Origin of the sequence: Fictibacillus macauensis ZFHKF-1 (genome assembly GCF_000269865.1) — a bacterium.
Classification (GTDB): Bacteria; Bacillota; Bacilli; order Bacillales; family Fictibacillaceae; genus Fictibacillus_C; species Fictibacillus_C macauensis.
Genome location: NZ_AKKV01000027.1, coordinates 1 through 23,207, shown reverse-complemented (window position 1 = coordinate 23,207; position 23,207 = coordinate 1). Strand labels below are relative to the sequence as shown.

The 23,207-nt window shown below is 40.6% G+C and carries 20 protein-coding genes; 1 reads left to right on the top strand and 19 read right to left on the bottom strand.

Translation table 11 applies throughout. From position 1 onward, the window contains the following. Positions 1–129 precede the first annotated feature (129 nt). From murB to A374_RS11800, 17 genes are all read right to left on the bottom strand, one after another. Positions 130–1,038, bottom strand: coding sequence for a UDP-N-acetylmuramate dehydrogenase (gene murB / locus A374_RS11880; protein ID WP_007202456.1), 909 nt, complete (start codon positions 1,036–1,038; stop codon positions 130–132). Positions 1,039–1,070: 32 nt separating this feature from the next. After that, on the bottom strand, positions 1,071–2,168 hold the full coding sequence (gene murG, locus A374_RS11875; RefSeq protein ID WP_007202455.1) for an undecaprenyldiphospho-muramoylpentapeptide beta-N-acetylglucosaminyltransferase: 1,098 nt from the start codon (positions 2,166–2,168) through the stop codon (positions 1,071–1,073). Between the two features lie 178 nt (positions 2,169–2,346). Beyond that, positions 2,347–3,444: a stage V sporulation protein E gene (gene spoVE, locus A374_RS11870; protein ID WP_007202454.1), complete on the bottom strand. Its 1,098-nt coding sequence runs from the start codon at positions 3,442–3,444 to the stop codon at positions 2,347–2,349. A gap of 54 nt (positions 3,445–3,498) precedes the next feature. Next, on the bottom strand, positions 3,499–4,851 hold the full coding sequence (murD, locus tag A374_RS11865) for a UDP-N-acetylmuramoyl-L-alanine--D-glutamate ligase (RefSeq protein WP_007202453.1): 1,353 nt from the start codon (positions 4,849–4,851) through the stop codon (positions 3,499–3,501). 1 nt (position 4,852) lies between these two features. Continuing rightward, positions 4,853–5,827: a phospho-N-acetylmuramoyl-pentapeptide-transferase gene (gene mraY, locus A374_RS11860; protein WP_007202452.1), complete on the bottom strand. Its 975-nt coding sequence runs from the start codon at positions 5,825–5,827 to the stop codon at positions 4,853–4,855. Continuing rightward, a complete protein-coding gene (locus tag A374_RS11855) occupies positions 5,824–7,203 on the bottom strand; it encodes a UDP-N-acetylmuramoyl-tripeptide--D-alanyl-D-alanine ligase (protein ID WP_007202451.1) in 1,380 nt (459 codons plus the stop codon). Before A374_RS11855 ends, mraY begins: the two co-directional genes overlap by 4 nt. Continuing rightward, the gene (locus A374_RS11850; RefSeq protein ID WP_007202450.1) at positions 7,203–8,672 is read right to left on the bottom strand and encodes a UDP-N-acetylmuramoyl-L-alanyl-D-glutamate--2,6-diaminopimelate ligase; all 1,470 of its coding nucleotides are present in this window, start codon (positions 8,670–8,672) and stop codon (positions 7,203–7,205) included. The genes A374_RS11855 and A374_RS11850 overlap by 1 nt, the downstream gene beginning before the upstream one ends. 90 nt (positions 8,673–8,762) lie before the next feature. Then, positions 8,763–10,691, bottom strand: a complete 1,929-nt coding sequence (locus A374_RS11845; RefSeq protein WP_007202449.1) for a stage V sporulation protein D — start codon at positions 10,689–10,691, stop codon at positions 8,763–8,765. A 73-nt stretch (positions 10,692–10,764) separates the two neighbouring features. After that, complete coding sequence (locus tag A374_RS11840) at positions 10,765–12,936, bottom strand: penicillin-binding protein (RefSeq protein WP_007202448.1); 2,172 nt, start codon at positions 12,934–12,936, stop codon at positions 10,765–10,767. Between the two features lie 27 nt (positions 12,937–12,963). Further along, positions 12,964–13,323, bottom strand: coding sequence for a cell division protein FtsL (gene ftsL / locus A374_RS11835; RefSeq protein WP_007202447.1), 360 nt, complete (start codon positions 13,321–13,323; stop codon positions 12,964–12,966). Between the two features lie 14 nt (positions 13,324–13,337). Continuing rightward, positions 13,338–14,270: a 16S rRNA (cytosine(1402)-N(4))-methyltransferase RsmH gene (gene rsmH, locus A374_RS11830; RefSeq protein WP_007202446.1), complete on the bottom strand. Its 933-nt coding sequence runs from the start codon at positions 14,268–14,270 to the stop codon at positions 13,338–13,340. Positions 14,271–14,309: 39 nt separating this feature from the next. Continuing rightward, complete coding sequence (gene mraZ / locus A374_RS11825; protein WP_007202445.1) at positions 14,310–14,741, bottom strand: division/cell wall cluster transcriptional repressor MraZ; 432 nt, start codon at positions 14,739–14,741, stop codon at positions 14,310–14,312. A 158-nt stretch (positions 14,742–14,899) separates the two neighbouring features. After that, a complete protein-coding gene (gene bshC / locus A374_RS11820) occupies positions 14,900–16,534 on the bottom strand; it encodes a bacillithiol biosynthesis cysteine-adding enzyme BshC (protein WP_007202444.1) in 1,635 nt (544 codons plus the stop codon). 139 nt (positions 16,535–16,673) lie between these two features. Continuing rightward, on the bottom strand, positions 16,674–17,570 hold the full coding sequence (locus A374_RS11815; protein ID WP_007202443.1) for a 2-dehydropantoate 2-reductase: 897 nt from the start codon (positions 17,568–17,570) through the stop codon (positions 16,674–16,676). A gap of 130 nt (positions 17,571–17,700) precedes the next feature. Next, positions 17,701–19,254: an acyl-CoA carboxylase subunit beta gene (locus A374_RS11810; RefSeq protein WP_007202442.1), complete on the bottom strand. Its 1,554-nt coding sequence runs from the start codon at positions 19,252–19,254 to the stop codon at positions 17,701–17,703. Between the two features lie 46 nt (positions 19,255–19,300). Continuing rightward, positions 19,301–19,513, bottom strand: a complete 213-nt coding sequence (locus tag A374_RS11805; protein WP_007202441.1) for an acetyl-CoA carboxylase biotin carboxyl carrier protein subunit — start codon at positions 19,511–19,513, stop codon at positions 19,301–19,303. Between the two features lie 23 nt (positions 19,514–19,536). Beyond that, positions 19,537–20,883 (bottom strand): acetyl-CoA carboxylase biotin carboxylase subunit, encoded by a 1,347-nt coding sequence (locus tag A374_RS11800; protein ID WP_007202440.1) that lies wholly within the window; start codon positions 20,881–20,883, stop codon positions 19,537–19,539. Between the two features lie 167 nt (positions 20,884–21,050). Between A374_RS11800 and A374_RS11795 the strand changes: the two genes are divergently transcribed. After that, positions 21,051–21,536, top strand: a complete 486-nt coding sequence (locus A374_RS11795) for an N-acetyltransferase (protein ID WP_007202439.1) — start codon at positions 21,051–21,053, stop codon at positions 21,534–21,536. Positions 21,537–21,577: 41 nt separating this feature from the next. Here A374_RS11795 and A374_RS11790 read toward each other — a convergent pair whose 3' ends face one another. Continuing rightward, on the bottom strand, positions 21,578–22,153 hold the full coding sequence (locus A374_RS11790) for an RsfA family transcriptional regulator (protein ID WP_007202438.1): 576 nt from the start codon (positions 22,151–22,153) through the stop codon (positions 21,578–21,580). A gap of 120 nt (positions 22,154–22,273) precedes the next feature. Then, positions 22,274–23,029 (bottom strand): enoyl-CoA hydratase/isomerase family protein, encoded by a 756-nt coding sequence (locus A374_RS11785; protein ID WP_007202437.1) that lies wholly within the window; start codon positions 23,027–23,029, stop codon positions 22,274–22,276. Positions 23,030–23,207: the final 178 nt, after the last annotated feature.

Sequence of the window (23,207 nt, the reverse complement as noted above, 5' to 3'; positions counted from 1 at the left end):
ATTTCCCCTTTATATACGAAAGAGGAAGGAAAACAGCGAGTGCTGTCTTCCTTCTCTAAGAAGTTGATCCGTGTGATTGTATGATACATAAAATTATATCATATTTTTCAAAAAAGATTGTGGTAATTTTTAGTTTTTTCTTCCGATGATTTCCACTTCGGTTTCTATGTTCACACCGTGACGTTCTTTAATTTCTTTTTGAATAAGCGCAATTAAATCTAATACGTCTTGCGCTTTAGCATTTCCTGTATTCACAATAAAGTTAGCATGCATTTCAGAAATTTGCGCGCCACCAACAGAAGTTCCTTTTAAGCCTGAAGATTCAATAAGTTGACCGGCATAGTGTGGTAGTGGGTTACGAAACACACTGCCACAACAAGGGAAATTCCAAGGTTGCGTATTGCGACGGTAATCTTTATTTTTCTTTAACTCTTGCATAATTTCTTCTTTATTCCCTTGCTTTAAATCAAGAACTGCCTCTACACAAATACCACCGTTGCTTTGTAAAATGGATGTTCGATATGAAAAGTCCATTTCCTCTTTCGTAAACCATCTTAAATCTCCGTTTGGCATAAGCACGAGTGCCTTCTTTAAAATGCACGACATGTCTGCGCCGTGAGCACCAGCGTTCATAAAGACCGCACCGCCAACTGAGCCTGGAATTCCTGCGGAAAATTCAAGACCTGAATACCCTTTACGTGAAAGAACCGTCGCTAACTTCACTAGCGAATACCCAGCACCAACTGTAAATTCATCGCCTTCTTCATAAAGGTGATCCAACCCATCACCTAGTTTGATTACGACGCCTTCGATCCCACCATCTGCTACAAGTAAATTGGAACCACGTCCGATGGCGCGAAAAGGAACCTTCGCTGCAGTAATTAGCTTCATTGCCTTTTCCAATGATTCTGTACTATTAGGCTCAAAAAAAAGGTCAGCTGGACCGCCAATTTTTAATGTAGTATGGTTCTTTAACGGTTCGTTCACAAGAACTTTACCAAGTCCTTCACTTCTAAGTTGCTCTGCTAAAGTGTTCACCGTATTAATTCCTCCTGTATTCTCTACTTTACTTATTTTTTTATGGAAAGTTCTTCAATCAAGCGAACAATCGTTGCGGCTGCTTCAGGCATACCAAGTTTTTTCGCTGCACGATGCATCGCTAACCAATGTTCTTGGTTCGTAAGAATACGATCCACCTCTTGCAACAACTTCTCACCGCTCATTTCGTTTTCTAAAATAACAGCAGCTGCTCCCGGTGCTTCTAACGCCCGTGCATTTTTCTCTTGATGGTTATTGGTCACATAAGGACTCGGTATTAAAATACTAGGAATTCCTAGTGCCGTCAATTCCGCAATAGACGTTGCGCCGGCACGTGCTACAACTAAATCAACACCCGCAAGTACTTCGGGCATATTGTGAACAAAGGGAACGATGGTTACATTGCTAGGACTACCAGAAGCTTGTACAGCTTGCTGAACATTTTCATAATGAACATCACCTGTAACATACACAAACTGATACTCTTTTCTTCCAGCTTCCTGTAATACTTGTAAGAAAGCTTCATTAATAGGACGAGCGCCACGACTTCCTCCAACGATTAAAACCGTTTTCTTTACGGGATCAAGTCCTAGTGATTCTCTTCCCTTCGCACCGCTTTTTCCAAGTACTTCGGATGCTCGTGGATTACCTGTTAATACGACTTTATCACTTGGAAAGAAACTGGCACTTTCCTGAAAAGATAACGCGATTTTTTTTACATAACGACTTAGAAATTTATTAGTAAGACCCGGGACACTGTTTTGCTCATGAATAATGGATGGAATACCTAAACGGCTCGCCGCATAAACGACCGGCCCACACACGTATCCACCTGTGCCAATAACGACGTCCGGTTGAAACTCTTTGATCATTTTTTTACACTGAGCAACCCCTTTTAAAAATCGCATCAGGGTTTTTATATTATCGAGCGATAAACTTCGTTTAAATCCTGTAATATGAATACTTTTAAAGGGAATTCCTTCACGAGGGACAAGATCACTTTCCAGTCCTTTCTCCGTACCAATATACAGTATTTCCGCATTTGGATCGACTTTCTTAATTTCTTTTGCAATGGATAGCGCAGGATAAATATGACCACCTGTGCCGCCCCCACTTAATACAACCTTCATAGTGCACCTCCACTAAACAACATAGTAACATAAGAGAACCCTGTCGCATGATACGCTGACAGGGCTGACTAATACTTTCGTAACAATCTTCACTAAAATCCCCGGTTAACAAGGCTAATACTACCATTTTAGCGCTTGCTGTGTTGATCTCTTATAACTTTGAAACTGCATAGCTTACTCATCGCGCGTATCGGCTAATGTTTAATAAAACACCTAGCGAGGCAAGCATCAGCGTTAAAGACGAACCGCCATAACTGATTAATGGTAAGGTAATACCCGTTACAGGGATAAGTCCTGTTACGACACCAACATTGATCATGACTTGAATGGCTACCATGCCTACGATTCCTACGGCAAGAAAGCTGCCGAATAAGTCAGGTGCTCCAATCGCAATTCGAATCCCTCTCCAAAGTATAATGCAAAATAGAAACAACACAAGCGCTCCACCAATAAATCCTAGTTCTTCTGACAAAATCGCAAAGATAAAATCCGTTTGAGGCTCTGGCAAATAGCCAAATTTCTGCCGACTTTGTCCAAGACCAAGCCCCATAAGACCACCAGGTCCTAATGCATACAGCGATTGAATAATTTGAAACCCGCTACCAAGCTGATCGCTCCATGGATCTAAAAACGATGTAATCCGTTTGATTCGATAAGGCGCTGACGCAATGAGAGCGACAAATCCACCAATGCCGGCAAGACCGAGCCATGTAAAATGAGAAATGCGTGCCCCGGCTACAAAAATAATCACGATGCTTGTTCCAACCATAACCGAACCAGTACCTAAATCCGGCTGTAACATAATCATACCAAAAGCCGTCATGACAAGCGCTAGCACTGGGAGCAATCCCTTCTTAAACAAGGTAATCTTTTTTTGATTTTCTGCTAAATGCTTCGCTAGAAAGGTGATCATCGCCAGTTTCATAAATTCCGAAGGCTGAATGGAAAAAGCACCCACGCCAATCCAGCTTCGCGCTCCCCCACGAACCATGCCAATGCCTGGAATAAGCACGGCAATTAAGAGGATAAAACAAATGATGAGAAGCAGCTTTGACCATTTTCTCCATGTCATATAATTAACATTCATGAGAAAAAGCATCGCAGCCACACCTACCCCTGCAAAAAGAAGCTGTCTTTTAGCAAAGAAAAAACCATCATCAAACCTTACAAGTGCCCAATCCGCACTAGCGCTATATACCATTAACACACCAATGGTTAAAAGGCCTACGGTCGCAGCAATGAGAATCAAATCAGGTGCAGATCGTGTCGAAGGCAAAGAAAACACCTCAGCTTTTTAGGATTTGCTTACTCCTAAGCATGTACAAACTTTTCACTTAAGTTTATGCACAGCGCTGATAAAAATGTCTCCTCTTTGTTCAAAAGTTTTATACTGATCCCAGCTTGCACAAGCAGGAGATAAAAGAATGATATCTCCTTCATTTGAAGCTTCATAAGCAAGTGGTACAGCTTCCGCTACGTCATGAGCCATCATAATGGTTGGTACGCCGGCATCCTTTGCAGCGCGCGCAAGTTTTGGAGCAGACTCTCCAAATAAAATTAGTGTTTTCACTGATTTCAATTGTGGAATAAGCTCGTCAAATTCATTACCACGATCCAAGCCGCCAGCTAATAAAATAATCTCTTGTTCAAAAGCACTAATAGCTGCTTGTGTTGCAAGAATATTCGTTGCTTTAGAATCATTATAGAATTTACGTCCAGCAATCATTTCAACAAATTGAAGGCGATGTTTTACGCCAGTAAAACTTGTTAACACGGCTACAATTTGCTCTTTTTTGGCTCCGCCTAATAAAGCGGCACAAACAGCAGCTAAAATATTTTCTTTATTATGCTTACCAGGAAGAACAATTTCTCGTTCAGAAATAACTTTTTCCCCTTTAAAATAAAGCACTCCGTCTTTTATGCAACCACCTGTCGGACAATCTTGTGTCGTCGAAAAAGGCACTTTCACACCTTGTGTTCCTTTCACGAGCGAAACTACCTTCTCATCGTCGGCATTATAAACCGCAAAATCGGTACTTTTTTGATTCGCAAAAATCCGTCCCTTAGCCTTTGCATATTCATCGAGGGTACCATGATAATCAAGATGCGCTTCAAAAATATTTAATAAGACAGCAATTTTAGGTGCATAATGAATTGTTCCCATTAATTGAAAACTTGAAAGTTCAGCAATTAAGAGATCATCTTTCGTAGATGCATCTGCCACTTCTGATAACACCGTTCCAATGTTCCCCGCAACAATCGGTGTGCGGCCGCTGTCTTTCATCATCTCTCCGATTAACGTTGTTGTGGTCGTTTTACCATTCGATCCTGTAATGGCAATGGTTTCTGCTTCCGCTACTTCTCCAGCGATTTCCACTTCTGTAATTACAGGAATGTCCCGCTTAACAGCTTCTGCTATGAGCGGATTGCTATAGGGAATTCCAGGATTTTTAACAACATAATCGAGCGACGTATTTAATAAAGATAAAGGATGTTCTCCGCAAACGACATCAAAGCCTTCCGCTACTAATGACTGCGCTTGTGGATTTTCTTCTAGCGGCGTGCGGTCATTCACAACGACATGAGCGCCATAGGAAGTGAGAAGCTTTGCTGCTGCAAAGCCACTTTTCGCTAAGCCTACTACGAGTACATGTTTTCCTTTATATGTTTGATTACGATCCATACTACATCCACACCTCTAAATAAATTCCCAATGCTGCAAATAATAAGCCTACAATCCAAAACGTAACAACAACACGCCATTCTGACCAACCACTTAATTCAAAGTGATGGTGAATGGGACTCATTTTGAAAATTCGCTTACCTCTCGTTTTAAAAGAAGCTACTTGCAACATGACTGATAATGTTTCAATGACGAACACACCGCCAATAATGACGAGTACTAATTCCATCTTTGTAATAATAGCAATGGCACTAATGGCGCCTCCTAGAGCTAACGATCCTGTATCACCCATAAACACTTTAGCTGGATGAGCATTAAAGACGAGGAAGCCTAAGACAGCACCAACGACAGCTACTGCAAATAAGGCTGTTGAATAAGCTTGAACATTCGTTGCTAATACTGCAAATGCTCCAAAAGCAATCGCTGCCGTCCCCGATAAAAGGCCATCAAGGCCATCTGTTAAGTTAACAGCATTTGATCCCCCAATGAGCATAAACACGACGAGCACCGGGTAGAACCATCCAATATCAAATGAAATCTTCGTCCCAGGTACATGAAGATCGGTAGAGAAACCTGTTTGAACAAGTACAATATAAAAAATAGCTGCTATGATTAATTGCCCTAAAAGCTTTTGTTTGGATGTAAGCCCTAAATTTCTTTTTTTCACTACTTTAATAAAATCATCTAAAAAGCCAAGTACACCAAAGCCAACCGTAACGAGCAACAACAAATATGTTTCTGTTTTTAGTCCGTAAAACTTATAGGACATAATGAGCGTGGAAAGCGTTAGTGCTACGATAATAATAATTCCGCCCATTGTTGGTGTTCCTGATTTTTTTTGATGCGATTGTGGCCCCTCTTCTCGAATACTTTGACCGAATTTCAATCTTCTTAAAAAGGGGATAAAAAACGGTGAACTAAGTACGGCAATGAGAAAAGAAGCGAGAAGTGTGATTAATAATGTCCGTTCAATCATTTTCCTGCCTCCTGAATATCCTTCTTAAATCCTGTAATAATCGTTTCTAATGCTAGTCCGCGTGATGCTTTAAATAAGACGACAGTTTGGTCTGATAAGGAAGCAAGAATGGCGTCTTTTGCGTCCTCTTTAACAGAAAAGAGCGAAACATTGATCGGCTTTTGTAACTTCTTCACTTCTTCTCCAATCCAACGACCTTTTTCACCAATAACAATTACATCGGTAATCGGCTCAGAAATGCTTTGAGCTACACTGCGGTGCATAGCTTCTTCATCTGGTCCTAATTCATACATGTCTCCAAGAACGACGACTTTGCGCTCATAGTTCTTTAATTCTTTAATGGCACTGATCGCCGCTTTCATACTCGTTGGACTCGCATTGTAGGCATCATTAATGAGAAGAGAACCATGAAGGCCTTCATATTTTTCAAGACGCATCCCTGTCATTTTTAAATGCTTTAAGCCTTCGTTAATCGCGCTATCTTCTATGTTTAAATAATGACCTACCGCAATCGCATACGTAGCATTCTTCACATTATGCGTACCGAGCATTGGCAAATAATAGGTCGTTCCTTCTCCTTCTATTCCGAATGAGAACCCGTTTTCATCCCCTTGTTGATCTACGATGGTCATTGTGTTTTCTTCACCATAACCGCATGAGAGGACATTGGTCGCTTTCACATGTTGAAGCAACGGTTCGTCTCCGTCCAAAATGAGAAGCCCGCTTTCTTTTAATCCATCTTTAATTTCTAACTTAGCTTGGGCAATTCCTTCTCGACTGCCTAAAAATTCAATGTGTGATTCTCCAATGTTCGTAATGATGGCTAAATCCGGTTGCGCTAGCTTACTAAGCAACGATATTTCACCAAAATGATTCATACCCATTTCTAAAATAATGACTTCTGTTCCTTCATCCATGGAAAGAATCGTAAGCGGTAAACCAATATGATTGTTGTAATTACCTTGTGTTTTATGCGTCTTAAAGGTAGTGGCTACAACGGCTTCAATCATATCTTTCGTCGAAGTTTTACCGTTTGAACCCGTCACGCCAATGACAACTGGCTTTACTTTATTTAAATATAGTTTTGCGAGCTGCTGCAATGCCTCGATTGTATCGCGTACAATTATTAGCGGAAAGTCTGCTGGCAAATCAGAAGGGATGGGTGTACCTTCTGCCCATAATGAAGCAATTGCTCCATTCTCCATTGCTTGCAGAACAAAGCGATGACCATCAAAACGGTCGCCTTTAATCGGCACGTACAAAGCATTGGGTAAAGATTCACGCGAATCTTTTGTAATGCCTTGGATAACGTGTTGATCTACCGTTCCTCTCGTACTGATGGCAATTGCCGCACATTCTTTTAATTCCATTCTCATTACTTTTTCGCTCCAATCGCTTTGGCAGCTTCGACACGATCGTCGAAATCAAAAACATCTTTTCCAATGATTTGATAGGTTTCATGACCTTTGCCTGCAATTAAAATAATATCAAGTGGCGTAGCTTGTGAAACAGCATATTCTATCGCTTCTCGACGATCAGGAATGACCACAACATTATCGTTTGCAGTGCCTGCCTTCATTTCATCCAAAATTGCCTGTGGATCTTCCGTTCGCGGATTATCCGAAGTGAAAATAGCTACATCTGAATGCTCAGAAGCAATTTGTGCCATTAGTGGACGTTTTGTGCGATCGCGATCGCCTCCACAACCTGCAATACAAATAATATTTCCTTCTGCAAACTCTTTAACAGTTAACAGTGCATTTTCTAAACTATCCGGTGTATGTGCGTAATCGACAATAACCGTAAATTCTTGACCGGCATCAACCGTTTCAAAACGACCGTCCACACCTTTTACACTTTCCATCGTCTCTATAACCGAATCGATGCCAATTCCAGATACTAACGAAGCCGAAATGGCAGCCAGAACGTTATAAACAGAAAATTTACCAACAAGCTTCAATGAAACCTCGCGTTCTTCAAACGGTGTAACGAGCGTAAATGTCGTGCCACGACCAGTAATTTTAATATTTTTAGCCGTAACGTCACAATCGGTATCAATACCATACGTTATAATTTGCGCAGCTGTCATTTTAGCAAAGTGCTCCGATGCCGAATCATCTCCATTCAGCACAGCTACTTTTGGCTTGGCGCTTCCATATGTATTGCCTAGCTGAGAAAAAAGCAATCCTTTTGCGCGCATATACGTCATCATATCTCCGTGATAATCCAAATGATCTTGCGTTAAATTTGTAAAAACGGCAACATCATAATCACAACCACGCACTCTTCCCATATCAAGTGCATGAGAAGAAACTTCCATCACAGCCGCTTCAACACCCTCTTCTGTCATCTCATGAAATGCTTTTTGAAGAAATAACGATTCAGGCGTCGTATTGTTCACTTTATGATGAACACCATTGATCATGACACCGATCGTGCCAATCATACCTACCTTCTTCTCTGCGTCTGCAAATACTTGTTGTATTAAGTGAGACGTTGTTGTTTTTCCATTTGTACCAGTTACACCAATTAAGTGCAGCTTCTCTGTTGGATAGCCATAAAAGGCATTAGCTAAAACAGCCATTGCTCTTTTCGTATCACGCACTTGAATTACAGGCACATTTACAATGTGCGGAAGTGGCTTTTGTGCCAAAATGGCTGAAGCGCCATTTTCAACAGCTTGTGCCGCATAATGATGGCCATCTACCGTAAAACCTTCAATACAAATGAATAAACTACCCGGGGTAGCTGCTCTTGAATCCATTTCTATAGAAGTAATGTCAATGTCCGCTTCTTGATTCATTGTATAGTGTAGTAGATGATTGAGTAATTCCTTTAATCTCACAGTATCAAGACCTTTCCAAATATGTGTTCTCATCAGAAAAAGAAGCCAAGGCGATGCGCCTGGCTAATAGCATTCCTATCTATTTTAATCCTACCCACCCGGTTTGTCACCCAAAAATAGGCGAATTACTGAACCAGGCTTTAATTTCACACCAGGAGCAGGCGCTTGCTTTACAATGTATTCCCCTTTTCCTGACGTTTTCACGTTTAATTCATACATCATATCTTGAAGCTTATCAACAGGAACACCGACCAAATTAGGCACTTCAATCATGTCTACATCTGGCCATTGTTTCTTTTTCTCTATTTGATTTTTCCGTTTTTCAATCCCCATTGCTCGCAAGCTATCATCCATCATTTTTCCGACGATTGGAGCTGCGACCGTACCACCAAATTGAACCGTATTTTTCGGATTATCGATGGCAACATACACGACAAGCTGTGGATCATCCGCTGGCGCAATTCCGATAAATGAAACAATATGATTGTTTTGTAGGTATTTGCCATCCTTTGCTTTCTGAGCCGTTCCTGTTTTGCCGCCTACTCGATATCCGTCCACATAGGCATTGCGACCGGTTCCTTGAGCAACAACCATTTCTAGTGCATGGCGAACTTGTTTCGATGTTTCTTCTGAAATCACTTTGCGCTTAAGTTTGGGTGATTGAATTGAAATTGGTTTACCCGTGACAGGATCATCAATTTCTTTTGCAATATAAGGTTCGTACAAGTAACCACCATTTACAGCCGCCGATACAGCAGCAACTTGTTGAATTGGCGTAACGGACACCCCTTGACCAAAGGCGGTTGTTGCCAATTCAAGTGGCCCCACTTTATTTTCATTAAATAAAATGCCCGTTGCCTCCCCTTGAAGATCGATGCCTGTCTTCTGACCAAATCCAAAGTTCCTTATATAAGAAAACAGCTTTTCTTTTCCTAATCGTTGCCCTAAAATAACGAAGCCTGGGTTACATGAATTTTGTACCCCTTCTAAAAAAGACTGACTTCCATGACCTGAACGGCGCCAACAGCGTAGTTTTCGGCCGCCTACTTCAATAGACCCCGGATCGTTGAAATGATCTCTTTCCAGATCTACTTTCTTTTCCTCGATTGCTGAGGCTAGTGTAATAATTTTAAACGTAGAACCTGGTTCATAGTTCGCCCATACTGGCAAGTTACGATTATATACTTCCGGGGAAACACGTCGGTAGTCTTCTGGATTAAAATCAGGGCGACTCGACATACCGAGTATTTCTCCTGTACTAGGATTCATTGCAATAGCAACTGCTCCATCAGGATTATATTTTGCTTGTGCAATATCAAGTTCTCGCTCGATAATCGTTTGTACTTTTGAGTCGATCGTAAGCTTTAGATTATTCCCATTGCTTGGTCGCTCATAATCATCTGACAGAGAAGGCATCCGTTTTCCACGTGCGTCCGAAAAAAAGGAAACATGGCCTTTTTTCCCGCTAAGCTGTTTATCATAATATTGCTCTAAGCCTGTTAAACCTTGGTTATCAATTCCTGCAAAGCCAAGAACATGGGATAAATAGCTACCATACGGATAGTGTCGTTTACTATCTTCTGCTATAAATACACCCGCTAAATTTAAGGCCCGTACTTGATTGGCTTTTTCATTGCTAATTTTACGGCCACCTTGATCCATGCGAATAATCATCGATTTTTTGGTGATTTTTTTATAGACATCCTGTTCTTTCACATCCAGAATAGAAGCGAGTTGCTTGGATGTTTGGACAGGATCTTTAATTTGTTTTGGAATAACAAAAACAGTCGGAGCACTAATATTCGTTGCAAGTGGTACACCATTGCGATCTAAAATTTCTCCGCGCTGAGGTTCAAAAGGGATATTTCGACTCCAAGAATCTAATGCTTTCCCCGTTAACCACCCACCGATTACAAATTGAACATATCCTAATCTTGCAGCAATGATAAAAAAGATACAGACTCCAGCAATCAAGACAAAAATTAACCGCCTGCGTACGGTTACATTTGAAACGCGCACATCGATTCCTCCTCCGGCATGGCTCGTTTCACTATATGCTTGTACGCAGGCGGTTAGAACGAGCTACACTCGTCTACGGCCTATCTTCTTTTTTTGGTTTTTTATTCTGACTTAAGTCAACATCATCCATTGACGGCTCCGCAAACGTAACGGCTAAATCATCGTTTGCTTTTAATCGCATGCCCTTTTGTAGACTCTGACTGTTGGCAAAGCCGGTACCTTTTACCGAAATTTTCAGGTTCAGCATTTTAGCAAGCTTTAGTACATCCGCCTTTGACCATCCCGTCACATCAGGCATTTGTACATTGCCACTTGTTTTTAACAGTACTCGTTCACCAGGCAGTACATTTGATTTTGCTTCTGGTAATTGCGCCTCAATTGTCGCGCCACTTCCAAGTACGACTGGACGCATTTTTGCTTTTTCTAACGCTTTTGAAACAGCTTCATGATTACTTCCAATGAAGGATGACAGCATCACTGAGCTGTCTTTTTCTTTTTGTTCTTTGTCAGTACCATCAGGTTCCACTTCCATATATTGAAGCCCATTTTTCATCACGGAGGTGAAAATATCGGACACAGGTGCCGAACCAAGCTGACCAGCCTCCAGTTGAGGACGAATGACGCCCACGTACATTAATAACTTCGGATCATCTTTTGGCGCCATACCCATAAATGAAAATACATTTTGTCCTGAACCGCTTGCATATCGCCCTGTCTCTTTATCAACAATTTGTGCGGTTCCCGTTTTACCGGCTACTGAATATCCTTTTATTTGGAAAGGTTTCCCTGTCCCTTTCGTTACAACTTTTTCTAAAATATTTCGCTCTTGTTTCGCTGTTTCTTCAGAAATTGGTGTACCAGCTACTTCAGGTTGATGACTTAACAATGTTTTTTTCGTGGAAGGATCTACAACTTTATTAATCACAAATGGACGCATCATCTTCCCACCATTTGCAATAGCCGTAGCGCCTTGAATTTGTTGAATAGGTGTTACGGTTGTTCCTTGACCAAATGCGGTTGTTAACTTTTCAATTTCATAGTTATAAAGAATTTTACCGGCCTTTTCATTTGGTAAATCAATGCCTGTTGGGCGATCTAAGCCGAATTTCTTTAAATAACTATAAAATCGATCATATCCTAGCTTTTCTCGAGCAAGCTTAGAAAATAGCACATTGGAAGAATTCTCGACCCCTTCATCAAAGGTAATCGTTCCCCAACCTACTTTATTGTGATCAGAGATGGGGCGATTGTGTGGGATTTTATATTGCCCCGACTTATACGTTTCATTTCCATTGTATACTTTCTCTTGAATAGCAGCCGCTAACGTGAAAATCTTCATCGTTGAACCTGGCTCATAGGGATATGAAATAGCCGTATTCGTAAAATCTTTAATTTCTCGCTTGTTTGGATTGAAGGACGGACGATCACTCATCGCTAGAATTTTTCCTGTTTTCGGATCGGCAACAATCCCGATCATTGCCTGTGGATGGTATTTATCATCGGCTTTTGTCATCGCTTGCTCTAATAGCGTTTGTATCTTTTCATCAAGCGTTAAATAAACGTTTGCCCCATCTTTAGGTTTTTTCATTTGCTCTTGTGGATTCGGAAGTTCTATACCCTTCGTATCACTTTTAAACGTTAAACTTCCATTCGATTCTTTTAAATATTTATCCAATGTTTTTTCTAAACCAAGCACACCTGAAATGTTGTTTTTATTATCTTCATTCGTATAGCCAATGACATGTGAAGCAAAATTATCATTTGGATAGTAGCGTTTCGTTTCTGGAATAAAATCAATTCCTTGAATATCCATTTTTTCGATTTTTTCTTTATCTTTATTTGAAATTTTACGCCCACCCGGCAATTGCACTTGATAGCGCCCTTTTTTACTAAGTGATTTTTCAATTTCACTTTCGTCCGCAGCTAACACCCCCGCTAGCTGACTGGCTGCACGAGCAGGATCTTTAATATGTGCCGGATCTTTTGGATCTAAGACGGCAATTACCGTATACGATGGAATATCTTCTGCAATTGGATTACCGTTTCGATCAAAAATGGTCCCTCTCGTTGCTTCTAACACTTTATGCCGTGTCCATTTATGTTCTGCATACGCCTTTAAATCGACGTCTTGCACTTGTTTTCCATAGGCAATATAAAAAAAACGCCCTGCCAATATGAAAAAGAGCAGGACGAACCCTAATAAAATTGTTCCTGCTCCCCAATTGAATTTAAATTTTTTGTCCATAACCGTCTCCTAGATTACAGTATATCCTTAATGCTTCACACGTTTCTTATCAAAGCTCATTCCTTCTTTTTTGGCCATTTCGATAATACGTGAAGGGTTGCTCAATTCCTTTTTCTGGCTTTCTAAGTCTTTTGTACGACGTTCAATTTCATTAACATTCGATTGTTCCGCTTTAATGCTTGCATTAATTTTATAAATGGTTGCATATTTGGAAATGAACATCGTCGCCCCTGCCATAAGAAGAAGGGCTGCGGCAATCCAAATGACTTTTTCCCCTTTTGTAATCCTTGATCCTCTTGTACCCGTAACTTTTTGAGGTTGCTTAACATATGTTTTTTGAGGTTCTTGCGATGGTTTTCTTTGTGGTTGATATGCTAAATTACTCACCCCGAAACGCTCCTTTACTTTTGTTTTTCTGCTACGCGCAGTTTCGCTGACCGTGACCTTCGATTAGCTGCGATCTCTTCTTCATCGGGTAAAATCGGCTTTCTTGTAACATTTTTAAGCAATGGTTGATATTCTTCTGGAATGACTGGCAGTCCTGGCGGTAAATCTGGCGTGCTACTATGCTTCTTAATGATCGTTTTACAAGCACGATCCTCAAGCGAATGGAAGGTAATTACGCTAATTCTTCCTCCCTTTTTCAAAAGAGAAATACCATCTTCAAGCGCTTCTTCAAAAGCATTTAATTCATCATTGACAGCAATGCGAATAGCTTGAAATGTTCGTTTTGCGGGGTGTCCTCCTGCGCGCCGTGCAGGGGCTGGAATCGCATCTTTAATCAATTCTACAAGTTCCCCAGTCGTTTCAATCGGTCGCTTTTGACGGGCAGCTTCTATTTTTCTTGTAATTTGCTTTGCGAATTTTTCTTCTCCGTATTGAAAAATAATCTTTACTAGTTTTTCATAAGGCCAGTCGTTTACAATGTCTCGAGCCGTTAACGGTGCGTCTTGATTCATTCTCATATCTAACGGTGCATCATGCTGATAACTAAATCCGCGATCGGCTTCATCTAATTGAGGGGAAGAAACACCTAAATCAAATAAAACGCCATCAATTTCCTGAATTCCTCGAGCTTGTAACTCTTCCTTCAAATAACGGAAATTACTTTTAATAATCGTATAGAGCCCCTCGTATTCCTGCAATTGTAAACGAGCATGTGCAATGGCGTGATCATCTTGATCAAAGGCAAATAGATGTCCCGTCGTTAATTGAGATGCAATTAACTTGCTGTGTCCTGCTCCTCCTAATGTACAATCAACGTAAATGCCATCAGGTTTTACATTTAATGCATGAACGGCTTCTTCTTTTAAAACAGTAATGTGGTCAAACATGGTGTAATCCTTTCTCGAGTAAAGTCTCTTTCGTACGTGTTACAACTCAAAATCCATTAAACTTTCAGCAATTTCTCCAAATGATGCTTCTGATAGAGAGAAATAATCTTCCCAAATGGACTTGTTCCAAATTTCAATTCTATTCGATACCCCTATCACTACGCAATCTTTTTCTAACTTTGCATAGTCTCTTAACTGCGAAGCTACATTTACTCTACCCTGTTTGTCCAGCTGACATTCGGCAGCACCGGAAAAGAAGAAACGGGTGAAGGCTCTAGCGTCTTTTTTCGTAAATGGCAATTGTTTAAGCTTTTGCTCAATGATCTGCCACTCTTCAAGGGGATAGCCAAACACGCACTGATCCATCCCTCTTGTAAGAATAAAGGTTGTCCCAAGTTCTTCTCGAAACTTGGCAGGGACAATCATTCGTCCTTTTTCATCGATGGTATGATAATATTCACCCATGAACATGGACTCATCCCCCCACTTTCAACCCTTACTCTACCACAACGCCCCACTTTTCACCACTAACAAACTATTCGCTAGCAAAAAAAAGAATCCTGCTGTCGGGCAGGATTTTTTTCACCTTATCGTCTAAAGAAAAAAACGATGAAGTTTATGCTTTTTCGTTAAGAGGTCGTTACAGAAACTACTTTATGCAGGCCATTAAACGCATAGGTTTGGGAGGCTAGATCTTTAACAAATGTTGGGCCGTATGTGTTCATATAATAAAAAACGTTCCATACCCGTTCTTGCAGCTGATTATTGGGATAAAGAGCTAGCGCTAACTGATCATAACGCGCAAGTGGATCTTTATATTGTTTTTTCATCTTTTGTTCCATCTTTTTTTGCAAATAATGAACTTCTTTCGTAATACGATTCACATTAATTTCTGAAAGTTGTTCTAATGATGGATCAATTTCAATAGCCAATTGTGCTAATTGAGCATGAGCACTTTGAATGGCACGTATTGTTTCTTCACCAATGCTTTGTATGTCATGTGGCTTATTTTGTTCATACCAGCGTTGTTTAGCTTGCGCTGTTCCTTTTTGAATGACATCTTCAAGAGGTAACTGCACATCTTGTAATAATTTTTCACTTTTTTGAGAGACAATCGTCATCGATAGACGCGGAACGAGCGGAGGCATCGTAAACGAAAAGATAGAAAAGACATCTTTTAATGCTGACCAATAGGCAATTTCTCCTGAACCTGCAACAAAGGCAAGTACCGGAAACATAAAGTCCTGCATAAGTGGTCTAGAAACGACATTATTACTAAAGCATTCAGGACGTTCCTCTGCTAAAGCTAGTAGCTCTTCCGATGTAAAGGAAATGGATCCGTCTTTCGTTTCAAAGCGATCTTCTCCGTTTCGGAATAATAGAAGTCGCTCTTTCTCATGGTAAAAAAAGAGATGCGCATTCCCTTCTTGTTGCTCAACTGGATGGTCAAATCCTAATTGGGAAAGACGATCCAAGCCTCGATTAAACGCGGTATCTAGCTTTTGATTTTCGCTAATTAGCCTTTTCGTCATCGTTTTTTGTAATCGTTTAAATCCTGGCTCTCCAGAGTCAACAAGAATGAGCCCAAACTCACCGAACAATTCTGTTAACAATTGGGCAAATGATGAAACTACATGTTTAGCATGAAGCAGGTTTTCTTTCAATGACGTCATCAGTTCATTCGTATACGCTGTTTCACCAAAGTTCGCAAATACCGTCTCAAGCCAATCTACCGCTTTTTTCCCGTTCCATTCCATTAGAGTAGCGGACGTTTTATAAGGACTTGGCTGTGGCAACGCTAGCTTTTTTGTTTGCTGATTGCTTTCAACAAACACATGATTAATTTCTTCGTAATCATGATCTTCACCCGCCATCCAGAAAACGGGAACGACCGGAATGCCAAGACGCTCTTCTTGAAGCTTAGCAAATTGGAGAATACTAATGCATTTATGAATGGTAAGCAGTGGTCCCGTTAGCAAGCCCGCTTGTTGTCCTCCGATGACAGCTACACTTTTTGGATCACGAAGCTTACGAATATTTTCTAACGTTTTTGCTGAACAAGCATATTGGAAATTATAATCGCTAAGATAGTTCACTAGCTCGTCCCGCTGAAATTCGCGAGTAGCTAAATGGGAAACACGTTTCATTAACGATTGATGATGAAAGGTTGGATAATCATATAATGATGCTGTCTTTTGATCCTCCGCATAATAGCTCGCCGCAATTCGATTTTTATCGTGAAGATGAAATTCATCTATCCTCATACTTGTACGTCCTTTCTTTATGTATACAGTTGCTCATTGAGTATAGCAAATATCTCCTTTATATCCCAAAAGAAATGCTTTATGGCTTGAATAAGCCTCTCTATACGCTTATGTACGAATAGTAAAATCCATGACATCTTTACGGAATTACTAGCTCTTTTGCTTTAATGGCGTGATAGACAAACGAAGTATAAGGAACAGGAAGATTTTGGGCTTCTGCTTGCTTAATAAGATAACCACTAATAGCTTCTATTTCTGTAGGCGTTCCATTTTCAATATCCTTGAGCATTGAAGAACGATTGCGCTTCGTCCCTTCACAAATGTTCCATAAGTAGGCTAGATCTTTCTCACGATCGCTTCTGTTTAATACACTTCTTGCTTCTTCAAATAACATAAGCGCTAACGTCCGTAAAGATTCATTATGTAGTAAAGCACCATTTTCCACTTCAAACAAGGCCGTTAACGGGTTAATTACAGCATTGGCTAGTAATTTTTCTTCCATTGTATGACGAGCATTTTCCGAAAACACAGCGTCTAAAATCGGATGTTGTAAATACCGTTGTACGTCTTGGTTGTTTCCTTTAACAAAGAAAAGGCGCAGTGCTCCTTTACCAGTTTGCTGTACGTCTGTTTCTGAGATCCGGAGCGCACCGTGTTCCACTACACCAGCCATCACAACCGACTGCGGTAATTGTTCAATGCTCGATAGATGTCCCATGCCATTTTGTAGAAAAAGAGGTATGGCATGACGCACCATTGCACTTTGTTTTAAGAAGGCTAGGACTGATGATAATTGATGTTGCTTCACACAGATCACAACAAGATCGGCTTCTTCCTTTAAGTCGGGAAATTTACGGGCATGCAAGGGGTAGTATCTTTCATTTTTACCAAAATAATGACACTTCACACCTCGTTTCATAATTGCATTGGCTTGTTCTTCTGTTCTCGTATAAAGCGTTACGTTGCTTCCCATTTCGGTTAACATTGATGCCATGAGCAGCCCAATTGCCCCTCCACCAATAACGGCAACCTTCATTCACACTCACCTCATTCATATAAAAGAAAGTTAGATTTACAGACACCCTATCTCTTCACTCTTATAGTACACCAAACCTAAAAGAAGCACACGCTGCTACTCATTTTAGTAACAGCGTGTGCTCAAGGTATTATACAGGATAAACAGGGTGCTTGCGCTCACTGAATACCATTTCTTTCGTTTCTAATAAATGAAGTCGTTGCTCCAATGTTTGTCTTAAGTTTTGCGGTTCCACAATATCATCAATAATAAGCTCTGATGCTAGTTTATATACATCAATATGTTCTTTATATTCTTGATGTTTTTGTTGAACAAACTGGACACGCTCTTTAGGATCTGCAATTTCATTGATTTTATTAGAGTAAACTGCATTTACAGCCGCTTCTGGACCCATGACTGCAATTTGAGCAGTTGGCAAGGCAATACAGCAATCCGGTTCAAATGCCGGACCAGCCATTGCGTATAAGCCAGCTCCATACGCTTTTCGAACGATGACCGAAAGCTTTGGAACTGTTACATCGCTCATGGCCGCAATCAGTTTAGCTCCATGACGAATAATACCCGCGCGTTCTACTTTTGTTCCAATCATGAAGCCTGGAACGTCGGCTAAAAAGATGACAGGAATATTAAACGCATCACATAATGTAATAAACTTAGCTGCTTTATCAGCTGAATCTACGAACAATACGCCACCTTTTACTTTTGGTTGGTTCGCAATTAAACCAACCGGACGGCCGTTTATGCGTGCTAATCCTGTAATCAACTCTGCCGCAAATAGTTTTTTAATTTCAAAGAAACTATCTTCGTCACAAAGCGCGCCTATAAACTCATACATATCAAATGGTACATTTTGATTTTCAGGAACGATTGCTTCAATTGGACGACCTGCTAGTGGTAGCTTTGCTTCTGTTATAGCTGGCTTTTCTTTATAGTTTCCAGGAAAATACGTTAAGTATTTACGCGCTTGCGCAATCGCTTCTTGTTCATCAGCTGCTAGTAGATCGCCACAGCCACTAACCGAACAATGCATGCGCGCGCCGCCCATTTCTTCGAGCGTTACTTTTTCCCCAATTACTTTTTCCGCCATCCGCGGTGAGCCAAGATACATCGAAGCATTTTGATCTACCATAATGACGATATCACAAAAAGCCGGGATGTAGGCACCACCCGCAGCAGATGGTCCAAATAATAAGCATACTTGCGGAACCATCCCTGACATTTTCACTTGATTATAAAAGATTCTTCCTGCGCCGCGACGGTTTGGAAACATATCAATTTGGTCGGTAATACGCGCGCCAGCAGAGTCTACTAAATACATCATTGGCACTTTTAAGCGTTGCGCCGTTTCTTGAATGCGTATGATTTTTTCTACCGTTCGCGCACCCCATGAACCAGCTTTTACCGTGGAATCATTCGCCATCGCACAGACTGTTTGTCCATTCACTTTACCAATGGCCGTAATGACACCATCGGCAGGTAAATCGCCAGCTTGCGCGTTAGCAAATAAGCCATCTTCTTGTGTAACACTGTCTTTATCAAATAATAGTAAAAGACGATCTCGAGCGAACATCTTATGTTGCGCTGCATTTTTTTCATGATATTTTGCTGCACCGCCACTTTTAATTTTCGCTACGGCCTCTTCATATTTAGATTGTGCATTCGCTGTTTTTGTTGTCGATTCCATGTTAACCTCCATCTTCCTTTAGAGTGAGCGCTCGTTCGGCGCTGCATTATGCTAAAACGACTAGTACGTCTCCTTCATTAACGAAGTCACCAGCTTCAACTTTAATTTCAGCTACTGATCCTGCCATTTCTGCTTCCATTGGAATTTCCATTTTCATCGACTCAAGGACGATGACAGTTTGTCCTGCTGCTACTTCATCTCCTACAGCTACTGCAATATTCCATACTGTTCCTGCCATCGATGCTGTTACTTGCTTCATCTCGTTCCACTCCTACACATCAGTTATTGTTTCGTTACTGTACTACCTTTACTTAAAAAACCGGTATGATAATTTCCTTCTATAAAATCTTGGTCTTGCAAAACGGTCGCAAACAAAGGAGCGTTCGTTTTTATACCTTCTGCTTCAAAGGAAGCAAAAAAGGCAGTCGCTCGCTGTAAGCAGCGCTCTCTATTGGAATCGCTTACAATAATCTTCGCAATCATTGGATCATAAAAAGGGGATACCGTATTGCCCTCTTCATAACCGCTATCCACACGAATTCCTTCGCCTGTTGGGAATACCAACTTCTCCATCTTACCAGGTGATGGCAAAAATTTCACGGGATCTTCGGCATATAAACGAAATTCCATGCTATGACCTTTTTGCATCACTTCTTCTTGCATGAGCGGTAGCGCCTTTCCGCGAGCAACTTCGATTTGCCAAGCCACTAAATCAAGACCAGTCGTCATTTCCGTTACCGGATGTTCTACTTGTAGTCGTGTATTCATTTCTAGGAAATAAAATTCGCCTGTTTCACTAACGATAAATTCAACCGTACCTGCATTGCTATAAAGAACAGATTTGGCAGCTGTAACGGCTGCTTCTCCCATTTTTTGTCGAAGCTCTGCACTTAAATACGGTGACGGTGATTCTTCAATTACTTTTTGATGACGACGTTGCACTGAGCAATCGCGTTCAAAAAGATGAATCACATTTCCATGGCGATCACCAAATACTTGAATTTCAATATGGCGAGCTGGACTGATATATTTTTCAATAAACATTGTATCGTTGCCAAAATACATTTTCGCACGTTGTTGACTAGAGGCAAATTGTTTTCGTAACGTAGCCTCATCATCACAGCGAACCATGCCAATTCCACCGCCACCAGCACTTGCCTTTAGCATAACTGGATAACCAATATTGCTAGCAATTGTTGCTGCTTCGTCTACATCAGCAATCGGATCTATTGTTCCTGGAACAATGGGTACGCCTGCTTGGTCCATCGTTTTACGGGCTTCTACCTTATCCCCCATTTTTTCGACCACGTCCCATGATGGCCCGATAAATGTAATACCTAACGCTTCAACTTTCTTTACAAACTCACTGTTCTCAGATAAAAAGCCATACCCTGGATGAACGGCATCCACCGCTTCTTCTTGGGCAATTTCAAGTAAACGTTCTTGATTTAAATACGATTTAGCAACCGGCGGTTCACCTATATGGTAAGCCTTATCCGCTTCGCGGACGTAAGGAAGGTTTTTGTCAGCTTCTGAATAAACGGCAATGGTCTGGATACCCATTTCTTTGCATGTTTTAATAATACGGCTGGCAATTTCTCCGCGGTTCGCAATTAATATTTTCTTCACTTGTCTTTCCTCCCTTCGCTGTCTCAAGTTGTTATATTCGACAAAAAACCCCGTTTTCCTTCTGAAATCGATAACAAAATGAATATTTCTTTTTTAAAGAATTTTTCGCCATCTTAAGGTATACTAGTAAGAAAGAAGATTAACAGAGCTACAGAGGGGGAAGTCTGATGAACACAACACACACCTACACCGTTAAACGACTCGTCATCAACTACAAAACACTCGAAGAATTCAAACAATTCAAAGCCTATGGCATTCAAGAATTATCGATGCTTGAAGATTTACAAGATAACATCATTGAAAATGATAGTGAATCACCATTTTACGGCATTTATTTTGGAGACAAACTCGTGGCTCGCATGAGTTTATATCGTATAGAATCACAGTATGATCGCTATTTTAATCCATCTCAAGATTATTATGAGTTATGGAAATTAGAAGTGTTACCACAATTCCAAGGCAAAGGCTATGGCAAAACGCTTGTACAATTTGCTCAGTCCTTAAATTTACCGATTAAAACAAACGGTCGTCAACAATCAAGTGGTTTTTGGGAAAAAATGGACTTCGAAGCAGTTACGTATAACGAAGAACGCGATCGCGGAGAAAATCCATACGTTTGGTATCCAAGCGGCGTTTCAGAACAAACACTATAAATAAAAAGAGAAGGCGCAGCAAATGTGCCTTCTCTTTTTATTTATTTCTCTCGTTTCATTCCCTCAATGGCAAACGAGACATGATGATTAGAAGCTCCATCTACAAGTCTCCTTGCTCGCTCAATAATTTCCAATAAGCCTTTATACTCTTCACACATCATCGTATAGTCATGCTGTAGCGCTTGCAGACGCTCTTCATAATCTTTGTTTTGTTGGGCAAGTCCCTCAAGCTTTTTCTGCACTGAAGAGGCTGTTCGCATTTCTTCTGCTTGTTTATAATTTTTTAAAAAGAGAATCACTTCATCAAGCGAGGAAAGAGCAGGCACTGCTTCTTTTTCCACATAACTATGTGCGGTTAACGCTGCATTTCCACGACCACTCTTTGCCTTTGTACGCTCTTTCCTTTTCTTTTTTGCCTCGGCAATATCTCTCTCATGCTGCTTTCGTATGAGAGAGTTCCAGCGAAACCCACAAGCAGCCGACGTTCGCGAAAGCCTCTCTCCTACTTCCTCAAACGCTGCTAATTGTGTACTTCCCTCTTTAATATGCCGAATGACAACGCTTGCAAGTAGTTGATCTTCTTCTTGATTCCAAGCATCTTGACGAACAACTGTCAAAACAATCCCTCCCATTTTTTATGTCTTTTTTTACATAGTTATGCCATTGCTAGATAAGATAGACTTTGTTCTATCAATCCTGTGACATTTCTATTTCAAAAAGACCGCAAAAGGATGGTTTTATGTTAAGAAATTCGCTACAGCCTGATGATGCACATCGCTTTCCCAAAGGGTAGCGCAGCGCCGAATTTCCTGCTCCACGCGGCTGTTAATAGCTTGCTGATCTAAACTATCTATGTAATTTCGTTTATAAGTCATCAATACTTCTTTTGGTAAAGCAAGATATCGTTGTAAATAGCGGCTCACTTCTTCATTCACAGAAGCACTTTTTATGACATATTGAATAAATCCTTTTTGATGGGCTTGAACAGCTGTTATTTTTTGAGCAGATAATAACAAGTCAAGCGCCTCTATTTTTGTAATTCGCTCAAATAAGTAGGTCGCACCACCCCAACCTGTTGTTATTCCTAAGTTCCCTTGAATAAAGCCTATTTTGGCATCTGCGGTTGCCACTCTAAAATCGCATGCTGCCGCTAACTCACAGCCTCCTCCAACTGCCGTACCATTTAACAAGGCCACTGTTGGCTTAGGAAAGAAAAAGAGACTCCGTAGCACCTCACCCATTCTAGAGAGCATGTCATACGCTTCATGAGCTGTTTGTAAGTTTTGAAAGGCTTTTACATCTCCACCAGCGCAAAAAGCGTCTTGACCACTTCCCGTAATGAGCAACATCTTTACCGAATCATCTTCTTTCGCTTTTATAAGGTGGTGTTTTAATAAAGCAATAACATCAAAATCTACGGCATTTCTTTGTTGCGGTCTGTTAAGTGTCAGCCAGGCTATTTCATTTTTTACTGTATAGTGTACTTTTGTCATGCTGTACCCTCCGTTCACAGTTACATTCGTGAAAACTCAAAAAAATCCTTTGTAACTCACTAGCAAAAGGCCTTTCAGAAAAAAAAAAAAAAAAAAAAAAAAAAGGGAAAAGCTCTTTTTTTTTTTTTTTTTTTTTTTTTTTTTTTTTTTTTTTTTTAAAACCCAACCACCGCCTAAT

Excerpts from the sequence above, each read along its gene's own strand:
- murG (WP_007202455.1), bottom strand. The coding sequence starts at position 2,168 with ATGAAGGTTGTATTAAGTGGGGGCGGCACAGGTGGTCATATTTATCCT.
- murD (WP_007202453.1), bottom strand. The coding sequence starts at position 4,851 with ATGGATCGTAATCAAACATATAAAGGAAAACATGTACTCGTAGTAGGC.
- mraY (WP_007202452.1), bottom strand. The coding sequence starts at position 5,827 with ATGATTGAACGGACATTATTAATCACACTTCTCGCTTCTTTTCTCATT.
- A374_RS11855 (WP_007202451.1), bottom strand. The coding sequence starts at position 7,203 with ATGAGAATGGAATTAAAAGAATGTGCGGCAATTGCCATCAGTACGAGA.
- A374_RS11840 (WP_007202448.1), bottom strand. The coding sequence starts at position 12,936 with ATGGACAAAAAATTTAAATTCAATTGGGGAGCAGGAACAATTTTATTA.
- rsmH (WP_007202446.1), bottom strand. The coding sequence starts at position 14,270 with ATGTTTGACCACATTACTGTTTTAAAAGAAGAAGCCGTTCATGCATTA.
- mraZ (WP_007202445.1), bottom strand. The coding sequence starts at position 14,741 with ATGTTCATGGGTGAATATTATCATACCATCGATGAAAAAGGACGAATG.
- bshC (WP_007202444.1), bottom strand. The coding sequence starts at position 16,534 with ATGAGGATAGATGAATTTCATCTTCACGATAAAAATCGAATTGCGGCG.
- A374_RS11815 (WP_007202443.1), bottom strand. The coding sequence starts at position 17,570 with ATGAAGGTTGCCGTTATTGGTGGAGGGGCAATTGGGCTGCTCATGGCA.
- A374_RS11810 (WP_007202442.1), bottom strand. The coding sequence starts at position 19,254 with ATGGAATCGACAACAAAAACAGCGAATGCACAATCTAAATATGAAGAG.
- A374_RS11805 (WP_007202441.1), bottom strand. The coding sequence starts at position 19,513 with ATGAAGCAAGTAACAGCATCGATGGCAGGAACAGTATGGAATATTGCA.
- A374_RS11795 (WP_007202439.1), top strand. The coding sequence starts at position 21,051 with ATGAACACAACACACACCTACACCGTTAAACGACTCGTCATCAACTAC.
- A374_RS11785 (WP_007202437.1), bottom strand. The coding sequence starts at position 23,029 with ATGACAAAAGTACACTATACAGTAAAAAATGAAATAGCCTGGCTGACA.